This window comes from Bradyrhizobium sp., from assembly GCF_017881085.1.
Classification (GTDB): Bacteria; Pseudomonadota; Alphaproteobacteria; order Rhizobiales; family Xanthobacteraceae; genus Bradyrhizobium.
Window position 1 is genome coordinate 1 of record NZ_JADGRI010000220.1, and the last position, 9,249, is coordinate 9,249.

General features: G+C 60.0%; 11 protein-coding genes and 1 tRNA gene. 3 read left to right on the forward strand and 9 right to left on the reverse strand.

The genetic code is table 11. From position 1 onward, the window contains the following. Positions 1-261 (reverse strand): FHIPEP family type III secretion protein (locus tag QZ213_RS19265; RefSeq protein WP_291687689.1); only part of this gene is annotated, 261 nt, incomplete at its 3' end. A 388-nt stretch (positions 262-649) separates the two neighbouring features. Between QZ213_RS19265 and QZ213_RS19270 the strand changes: the two genes are divergently transcribed. Beyond that, entirely contained in the window at positions 650-1,882 is a 1,233-nt protein-coding gene (locus QZ213_RS19270; protein ID WP_291687699.1) for an MFS transporter, read from the forward strand. A 24-nt stretch (positions 1,883-1,906) separates the two neighbouring features. Here the strand turns inward: QZ213_RS19270 and QZ213_RS19275 are convergent, their stop codons facing one another. Next, on the reverse strand, positions 1,907-2,383 hold the full coding sequence (locus QZ213_RS19275; RefSeq protein WP_291687690.1) for a pyridoxamine 5'-phosphate oxidase family protein: 477 nt from the start codon (positions 2,381-2,383) through the stop codon (positions 1,907-1,909). A gap of 119 nt (positions 2,384-2,502) precedes the next feature. Further along, on the reverse strand, positions 2,503-2,910 hold the full coding sequence (locus QZ213_RS19280; protein ID WP_291687691.1) for a DUF4864 domain-containing protein: 408 nt from the start codon (positions 2,908-2,910) through the stop codon (positions 2,503-2,505). Positions 2,911-3,441: 531 nt separating this feature from the next. Between QZ213_RS19280 and QZ213_RS19285 the strand changes: the two genes are divergently transcribed. Next, entirely contained in the window at positions 3,442-3,774 is a 333-nt protein-coding gene (locus tag QZ213_RS19285) for a hypothetical protein (RefSeq protein ID WP_291687692.1), read from the forward strand. Positions 3,775-4,275: 501 nt separating this feature from the next. On the opposite strand, the gene QZ213_RS19290 is transcribed toward QZ213_RS19285, so the two are convergent. The 6 genes from QZ213_RS19290 to QZ213_RS19315 form a co-directional block, all read right to left on the reverse strand. Further along, positions 4,276-4,710 (reverse strand): DCC1-like thiol-disulfide oxidoreductase family protein, encoded by a 435-nt coding sequence (locus QZ213_RS19290; protein WP_291687693.1) that lies wholly within the window; start codon positions 4,708-4,710, stop codon positions 4,276-4,278. Next, positions 4,691-5,704, reverse strand: a complete 1,014-nt coding sequence (locus QZ213_RS19295) for a hypothetical protein (protein WP_291687694.1) — start codon at positions 5,702-5,704, stop codon at positions 4,691-4,693. The genes QZ213_RS19290 and QZ213_RS19295 overlap by 20 nt, the downstream gene beginning before the upstream one ends. A 37-nt stretch (positions 5,705-5,741) precedes the next feature. Further along, the gene (locus QZ213_RS19300; RefSeq protein ID WP_291687695.1) at positions 5,742-6,281 is read right to left on the reverse strand and encodes a hypothetical protein; all 540 of its coding nucleotides are present in this window, start codon (positions 6,279-6,281) and stop codon (positions 5,742-5,744) included. A gap of 331 nt (positions 6,282-6,612) precedes the next feature. Next, a tRNA-Ile gene (locus QZ213_RS19305) sits at positions 6,613-6,688 on the reverse strand. 83 nt (positions 6,689-6,771) lie between these two features. Next, the gene (locus tag QZ213_RS19310; RefSeq protein WP_291687696.1) at positions 6,772-7,752 is read right to left on the reverse strand and encodes a tripartite tricarboxylate transporter substrate binding protein; all 981 of its coding nucleotides are present in this window, start codon (positions 7,750-7,752) and stop codon (positions 6,772-6,774) included. A gap of 54 nt (positions 7,753-7,806) precedes the next feature. After that, a complete protein-coding gene (locus tag QZ213_RS19315) occupies positions 7,807-8,784 on the reverse strand; it encodes a tripartite tricarboxylate transporter substrate binding protein (protein ID WP_291687697.1) in 978 nt (325 codons plus the stop codon). Positions 8,785-8,934: 150 nt separating this feature from the next. On the opposite strand from QZ213_RS19315, the gene QZ213_RS19320 reads away from it, so the two are divergent. After that, positions 8,935-9,249: TAXI family TRAP transporter solute-binding subunit (locus tag QZ213_RS19320; protein WP_291687698.1), on the forward strand; the 315-nt coding region annotated here is incomplete at its 3' end.

The window sequence follows — 9,249 nt, forward strand, 5'->3', positions numbered from 1 at the left end:
GATGGTCGGGAACGAGGAGAATTCCAGCGGCGCCTGGATGAACAGCGAGGTCATCAGGATCAGGATCGACAGCGTGATCGAGATCGCGAGGAAGAGATCGAGAATGATGGAGGGCAATGGGAGGATCAGCACCACCAGGATGGTGAGGATGCCGAATGCCAGCGCGAGATCGCCGCGCTTCAGGATGGTGCCGATCTCGCCTAAGCTCGGAAATCCGGTCCGCAGCGTCCCCGCGCCCTGACCTGCCGTGACATCCACCATCGTTGCTGCTTCCCCCCGCATATGCCGGTTGCGGGCGCCAAACGTCTGCGCGGCGGCCGAAGGGCCACCGTTTCGAAAGTGAGGCACCGCACTGGCGTCCACGGGTACTCCCCCGTTTTACGCGGCTGACGACACTCGACTTCTTCACTGGGCAATTTTTGCCCGGTTTATGGTTAGGAAAGGGTTAACGGGCGGCCTAACCCATCATTCCGGGCGCCGCGCGAGCCGCGAACGCGGAATCTCGATCCGACTATTGCGAAATTCCGGCTTCGATGCCGCCGCATCGTCCCGGACTGACGGATTTGTCCATGCTGCAGTGCATTCCGCATGCCTAACATCGCGGCAATGTTGCTTGACCTCGCGCCATGACGCGTTGAAGTTGCGCGTCGTGCACGCCCCCTCCGATCCCAGAGATTCGGCCCATTTCGCCCCGGACTCCCGTCTGGCCTGGGTGCGGCTGGCGCTGGCACTGGCGATCGGATCGATCGGCAGCGTCGGCATGTGGTCGGTCGTGGTCGCGCTGCCGGTGGTGCAGGCTGAATTCGGCGCGACGCGCGGCGCGGTATCGCTGGCCTTTACCCTCACCATGATCGGTTTTGGCCTCGGCGGCGTCGCGACCGGACGGATCACCGACCGCTTCGGCATCGTGGCTGCGATGGCGCTCAGCATCGGCTTCCTCGGCTCGGCCTACATCCTGGCGGGGCTTTCCACCACGCTGTGGCAATTCAATGCGGTTTATTTCCTGATTGGGCTGGGCACCTCCGCGACCTTCGCGCCGCTGATGGCGGAAGTCTCGCACTGGTTCGAGCGCTATCGCGGGCTCGCCGTCACCATTGTCGCCAGCGGCAATTATATTGCCGGCACGATCTGGCCGCCGCTGATCACCTGGGGAATTCAATCCGTCGGCTGGCGAACCACCCATATCGCCACCGGCATTTTCTGCGCGCTGGCCATGACGCTGCTGCTGCTCGTGCTGCGCGCCCAGATCGGCGGCGAGAAGCTGCGCGATCACGCCAACGCGCCGCCGCCGCGGGTCGATCTTGCGCTTTCGACCAATACGCTGACGGCGCTGTTGTGCATCGCCAGCATTGCCTGCTGCGTGGCGATGGCGATGCCGCAGGTCCACATCGTCGCCTATTGCGGCGACCTCGGCTACGGCCCCGTGCACGGCGCCGAGATGCTGTCCTTGATGATGGCGTTCGGTATCGTCAGCCGCATCGGCTCGGGCTATCTCGCCGACAAGATCGGCGGTATCCGCACGCTTCTGATCGGTTCGGTGGCGCAGGGCTTTGCGCTCCTGTTCTATCTGTTCTTCGACAGTCTCTCCTCGCTCTACATCATCTCGGCGATGTTCGGCCTGTTCCAGGGCGGCATCGTGCCGAGCTACGCCATCATCGTGCGCGAATCGATGCCGGCGAGCGAGGCGGCGACCCGCGTCGGCATCGTGATCCTCGCCTCGGTGGTCGGCATGTCCTTTGGCGGCTGGGTGTCCGGCGTGATCTTCGATGCGACCGGCTCCTACGGCGCGGCGTTCATCAATGGGCTCGGCTGGAACGCGCTCAACATCACCATCATGGTGGGGTTGCTGCTGCGGGCGCGCTCGCGTCTGGCGCTGGCGTGAGGCTTCGAGAAGAGCGGCTGCCCGTCAAGCCGCCGCGCGGTCGGCCGCTTCCAGCGTCACAAGCTCGCAATGCCCAAAGCCCTTGCTGTAATCGAGCACGGAAATCACTTCCGGCGTTACCTTGAAAACAACGACCGAGCTCAGGTCCTCCGTCTCCATCATGCTTCCGTATTCAGGATATTTCTTCGGGAGCATCTTTCGTATGGCCTGCTTGATCTGCGCCTGGTCGGGGACCACGGTTGCTTTGGCCGCCATCGAGAGCCCGCGAATGCCGAGGGGATCGCTGGTATCGCGGTCGATCGTCAACGAGACGCGATTGTCCCGCGCCAGATTCCTGGCCTTCTGGCTGTCCTTTCCGCACAGGAAATAGAGCGTCAGGCCATCGCTGACGTATCCGACCGTGGTGGCCTGTGGCCAGCCGTCGGGACGGAGCGTAGCCAGTGACATAATGCGGTGTTCATCGAGCAGTCCGAGAATCTGCGCGCGGATGGATGCATCCATTTTTGGCTCCTATCGTTGTTACCGCTATCTCACCACCTCTCTGATTGGCGGCCTTGACCTTGCTCAATGTGCGCGGCGGATATGGCGGCGAAGCTTGTGCCAAGGCGGCCTTGCGGCCCTCATGCCGCCTGGCCGGCCTTCAGCAGCGAGCAGCCGGTGATCTTGAAAGTGCCGCGGGGCTCGCGCTCCAGCGTATAGAGCGCCTCCCAGGCCTCGCCGTTTTCGTCGACGATGTGGACGCGCTGCGCGATCCAGTCGCCTTCCACCCGCGCCTCGCCAAATTCAAGACTCTTGTGGCGATAGACCGGGGCGTAGCTGTTCCGGACCATCGCCATGAAGATGTCCGCCTGCGGGAACATCTCGTGGATCGCGGGCGCCGCATAGGAATAGGCCGCGGCGGCATCGTCGCGGCTGAACGCCTGTTCCTGTGAGCGGATGACGCTTTGCGCGGCGGCGACGGCGTCGCCGGCGAAGGTGGGCGAGGCCAAGGCGAGCAGGAGTGCGGTGAGCAGGGCGACGGCGCGCATCAGGAGGCTCCATGGACACTGCTGATACGTTTCACCCCGCTCGATGGTTTCAGCCTGGACGAAGGAGGTCAAGCCGAACACGAAGCCGAACGGCCGCGACAACCCGGATGGGCGCGCCGCGAACCGCCGCGTCGAGGTCTGGATATTGTGCCGGCTCGTTAATCTGGAGCCGTAGCTGCTTTCCGATCCATCCGGACTTGCGGTAGCTTGCGCCCAGCGGTCTGCCTGCGCGCTGGGCTTCGGCGCGGCAACCTCGCTCGCTTCGCAAACGGGTCGGTGGGCCCGGCAGGACTCGAACCTGCAACCAGACCCGGCAGACCCTGAAAACATTGACGAATAGCGTAAGCTTCAATCGCGCTTGTTCACGTTCGGTTGCGGCGTAGCGTTGGTTTTAAAGTTGGTTGGCCTTTAAGAGGCCAGTTCACTTTCACTCGTTCAGGAATTCGGTAGAAATCTCAGCACTTAGTCTAGCTTCAAAACAATTGAGCGCTGTTGCGAGGTAGGGGTAAGCTGCCGAATGGGAAGACCAAGATGGTTAGACGGCTCCTTGTTATTATGATTCTTGCCGCGGTCTTTTCATCTGACGCGCTGTCCCAACAGTCACTTCGAGATTTGGACAGCGTTAGTGAGTTTGAGCGAGCGTTGCATGCCGTCGATGCGATAAAGCGTCGGAAGCAACTCCAATGCGTTATTGGCATTGCGAACCGGTCGCTTTGTCAGTGCCTTTCGCAGAAGCTGCCTGTTGGCACCTATTTCCGCAGCTACGCTTCCATCGCCAATCAAGAAAAGGACGGGTTGGACTACAAACAGTTGTCGGCTGTGGACAAGAGTATTGTGGATCAGTGCGTGAGCGACAGCCGGTAGTTGGGCGTTCGACCTTCAACGCGGTGGGGCGGTGCTTGCTTTCAGGTCACCGCGCGGGCTGCGTCACGGTGGCATCGGCCGACTGGGGCGGTAATACGACCACGACATGGAGCCTATCGACAGTGGTTCCTGCCACTACGCACGGGAGCGGAACTCCGGTCGCAGCCGCCGAACGGCAAAGCAACATTACTACGACGGACTCCTACACCGTTTCGTCCGCCGCTGGCGCCCCGACTGAGGCACGATCGCGGCGACGTGTAAGTAAGGCTGGGCGAGGTGGTGTCGCCGCTCGACCGGTTCTATGAGCCCGGAGGGGAGGGATGCAAAAGCCAGTCACGACCCAAAAGCGACCGGCAGCGCCAATCGTCGAACGCGTCAACGATCGGGAACCTGAGAAAATCGACCGGAGGGTTATGGCAGGCACTTCCACCGGTTTATTTGGACATGATACGTCTCACGCGGGAGCGAACTGGGGTACGTCCGCGTGCTCCGTCGCTGCGTTCAGTCCACAAAACCTTCTCGCCGCGGTTTTCCGCCGGCGCCTTGCGGCAAACAAGGAATACCGAGCACTCGAAGCGTCACCCATCGTCCGAGTTTCATGATCGGATAGATTAGCGCCGCGCGGGATTTGTTTCGCAGCAGTATGGCCAAGAGCTTCGACGTAAGTGGTAGAGAGTTTGTCATCGACGAAATGAACACAACGGCGTCGTTTCCGTAATAGACTTTATCTCCAAATATTACTGCCATGCCCTCGTTGAGGTCGTAACCTTTGGCGTTGAGCATATCTACAACTGGCGAGCCGCCGACCCTCGCGTCAACCAGGTTAACCTTCCCCACCGCCTCGCGCAGCTTCATGAGGGATACATAACCGCGACAAAAAGGGCAGTCACCGTCGTAGATGATGAAGGTCCCTGAGCTATCGGTCGGCGTCAACATCAATTCGATATTCCGTTGACGCAATGAGTTTGCGTTGAGGGTGCCCTCCAGAGAAGGAAAGGCATACGGTCTCTTGCTTGTAAATATAGGCGACAATATCGCTTTTATTTAGCCGCCTAAAATCGGCTCCCGTGGAGAGTGGAACGTAGAAATGATGAGGGTATAGGTCATAAGGAAACGCTCCAAGCGCTCGATAAAACGACAGTGCTGCGTGATGATAGTTCCTGATAAATACCGCGAGTGGTTCGGACTTGAACGGAAACATTTCTGGCCGACGCTCCAGTGCTGCCATGTCACACGACCGTCCTGCTTCGAGCAATCCCTTGGTGTACACCCCACCGTTCGGTGAGCCGACTTCGAAACCAATGCGCGGGTCAGGCAGGCCGTAATCCATGTGACCCAACGGATAAGAATAAAACGTGAAAAAGTTTGTTGGCACCCGGTAGCGTTTCCCATTCTTGTCGATCGCTTCGAAGCTCAGTTTGTTGTTTGCGGAGGAGTCCAGCCACCCGAGCTGGGTTATTGAAACAAATCGCGGAGCGACAACGATAAATGCAGTAGCAGCTAATTTGACCAGAACACTGTCTGAAATCGGGGTCTTTATAACGACATAGGCGATTAATAAGTTCAGCATGATCCACGGCCAAAAGTTCAATCCTCCGACGACAATCAGTGAAACATGCATAAGATCAAAGGCGATCAGCAGGAGAACCAGTAAACGTTTGGGCAAGAATATCGCGAGCAGCGCCGTACCCTGAATGACTAGTATGAAGAAGTTGGCGATTAGGTGCGTTTGATCCATGATCCGGTAGATCCATTCGACGATGAATGGATAAGCGGAAAATAGAATGTGGTCATCATCGAGAGCGACCAGAAAAAGTGCAGCAGGGTTATTCTCTGTCAGCCAAAGCAACGGGGCGTTGTCGAGTTGGAGTTTGGCGACGAAAGACCAGAAATAATTTGCCAAATGCACCGCAACGGCGAGCAGAAACAATAACCCGACAAATTTGGGAGCATCGGAAGTCCGAGCGCTATATCGTCGGGAGCATTGGTCGTAGGCCTAGACCAATGCACATCGAGACTGCCGTTAATGGCGCCACATCGATGTTTACTATGATCGCCAATCCGGTAATGATCTGCGCTTCGTTTATGCTCCATAATAAGAATGCTGGTGGGATTATTGCGAGGTTCGGGAATCGAAAGCAAAGGGCACCAGCGGCGATAGACGATATCCAGAGAGCGAGAAACAGGACGTGTCGGCCATGCATACCCTCTGCGGCTGGAATCAGTGGGTAGTGGATCAACGAATATACCGCCGAGAGAAATCCGATCAGCTTCCACAGCTTCACTACCGGCTTAGCAGCGTCATCATATTTCGCGCGAGCCAATGCCGCCGAAAGTGAAATTGGAAACAATATCCAAAGTGATGGCGCGAGCCACTCGATCTTTCGGTTGATTTTCAAGGCGAGCAGGAGCGCAAAGAATTGCACCGCGACCAGTCCGTATTTGGACATCGCGGACGCGGCTGAAACACGCCAGTTCTTACTTACTGTGGGTGCGAAGGTGGACATTTGCCTCTCGCACAGGGCATTCCCGGTCCCCACTGAAATGACGCCCCATCCGACGCTCACACCCCGGTTGAGTCAATGGCTCCCGTGCGAAAGGTGGTCGATACGTTCCCGATGCGACGTACTGCTGTGATGGCTATTTGCAAAACGCGGTTGCGAGACAGGCCGACTCGGTTGCCGCTCCCAGCGGACTTCACATCGTTGCCGCGAAGGGTGAGAACGTTAGTATCGATCCAGACGCCATCGGATCACGGCCAGCCGCGAAAAAGGTAGCGTTGGTTGTTTCGTTGGTTGAGGAGAAAGCGAAGCGGACAGAGGCCGCCTTTGAAATCATTGGTGGGCCCGGCAGGACTCGAACCTGCAACCAGACCGTTATGAGCGGCCGGCTCTAACCATTGAGCTACAGGCCCCGCCGCGAGCGGCCCCCGCGAGGCGGCCGGCAACGGTGCCGGCACCGTTTACAGGGACGGCCGCGATCCGGCAATGCCGCCGCTCAATCCACCGAAACCCCGGCGAATTCGACCACCTTGCGCCACTTCTCGGTCTCGTCCGCGATCAGCTTGCCGAATTCGGCCGGGGTCATCGGCTTGGGGATGCCGCCGACGGCGGAGAGCCGTTCGACCAGCTTGGGATCTTTCAGCGCCTCGCCGACCGCCTTGTTGAGGGCATCGACGATTTCGGGCGGCGTGCCCTTGGGCGCGGAGATGCCGTAGAAGCCGACCGATTCGAAACCCGGCACGGTTTCGGCGATGGCGGGAACATCGGGCACGCCCGGCCAGCGCTGCGGCGAGGTTACGCCGAGCGCGCGCACCGTGCCGGAACGCGACTGTTCCAGCGCCGAGGGCAGATTGTCGAAGATCAGCTGCACCTTGTTGGAGATGATGTCGGGAAAGGCGATCGCCGATCCGCGATAGGGCACATGCACCATCTCGCATTTGGTCATCGCCTTGAACAGTTCGGCCGACATGTGCACCGAAGTGCCGCTGCCCGAAGAGGCATAGGAGATCTTGCCCGGATTGGCCTTGCAGTAGTCGATGAATTCCTGGACGGTCTTCACCGGCATGGCGTTGGCGACCACCAGCATGTTGGTGAGCTGCATGATGCTCGCGACCGGCACGGTGTCGCGGATGAAATCGTAGGACAGATGCTTGTAGAGTGAGGTCGAGATCGCGTTGTTCGGCGCGACGAACAACAGCGTGTAGCCGTCCGCAGGCGAATTGATCGCGGCGGCGGCTGCGATATTGCCGCCGGAGCCGGCGCGGTTTTCCACCACGAACTGCTGGCCCATGTGTTCCGACAGCCACTGGCTCATGATGCGCGCCACGATGTCGACCGGGCCGCCGGCGGCGAACCCGATCAGCCAGCGCACCGGGCGGTTGGGATAGGTGTCGGCGGCGGAGGACGGCGCGATACCGGCTGCGAGACTTGAAAGACAGGCGAGGCTGAAACAGGCGACGCGCAAAAAGGCGATCATGGGGTTTTCCGTTGTTTTCTATTGATTGCTGTATTTGTTCTTGCCGAGCATGTCTTATTCCACCGACACGCCGGCGAACGCGACCACCTTGCGCCATTTTTCGGTTTCGTCGGCGATCAGCTTGCCGTAGCCCGCAGGCGTCATCGGCTGCGGGACGCCGCCGAGGGTCGCGAACCGGGCGATCACCTTCGGATCCTTCAGCACCTCGTTCACCGCCTTGTTCAGGGTCTTGACGATTTCCGGCGGGGTGCCTTTCGGCGCGGACAGGCCGTAGAACACAAACGCCTCATAACCCGGGACGGTTTCGGCGACCGCTGGAACGTCGGGCAGGCTGGGCCAGCGCTGCGGCGAGGTGACGCCCAGCGCGCGCACGCTGCCGCTCTGCGCCTGCGCCATCGCGGTCGGCAAATTGTCAAAGATCAGCTGCACCTTGTTGGAGATGACGTCGGGAAAGGCGGCCGCCGATCCGCGATAGGGCACGTGCAGCATGTCGCACTTGGTCATCGCCTTGAACAGTTCCGCCGACATGTGGAGCGTGGTGCCGTTGCCCGACGAGGCGTAGGACAGCTTGCCGGGATTTTGCTTGCAGTAGTCGATCAGCTCCTGGACCGTCTTGACCGGCAGGGCGTTCGACACCACCAGCAGGTTGGGCACCTCTGCGAAGAACGCGACCGGCACGGTATCGCGGATGAAATCGAACGGCAGTTTCTTGTAGAGCGACGCCGAGATTGCGTTGTTGGCGCCGCTGAACATCAGCGTATAGCCGTCGGGCGTCGCGTTGATCCCGGCCTCGGTCGCGATGTTGCCGCCGGAGCCGGCGCGGTTCTCGACCACGAACTGCTGGCCGAGATGCTCCGACAGCGCCTGGCTCATGATGCGTGCCACGGTGTCGACCGGGCCGCCGGCGGGAAAACCGATCAGCCAGCGCACCGGGCGGTCCGGATAGCCGGCAGCGGATGATGACGGGATGGCGCTGGCAAGGCTCGCCAGACAGGCCAGGCCGAACAGACCTGCACGCGCAAATGCGATCATAGTCTCCCCAACATTTTTTCGTGACTGTCGAACTGACCGGCGACAGACCGGGGCTTTTCACGCCCGTTACATCCATGCTTTCACAAAACCCGGGCTTTGCCTACAACCTCACTTGCGCGAATATTCGTCGTCAGCGTTGCGGGGCCGAACATGAACCTCGATTGTATCGCTTGTGCCGCCGTTCTCCTGCTGGCGGGCGGCGCTGCGGCGCAAGATGGAGGCAACGCCATTTCAACCACCACGATCAGCCTGGGCACCGCGACGCCGGGCGGCGGCTTTCCGCTGTACGGCAACGCCTTTGCCGAAATCATGAACGCGGCGGACCCTTCGCTTTCCATCCAGCCGCGCAACACCAAGGGCAGCAATGAGAACATTCCGCTGCTGGAGAAGGGCGAACTCGATATCGCGCTGGTCGCCGGTGAACCCGCCTATGAAGCCTTCATGGGCATCGGGCGGCCGGCGACC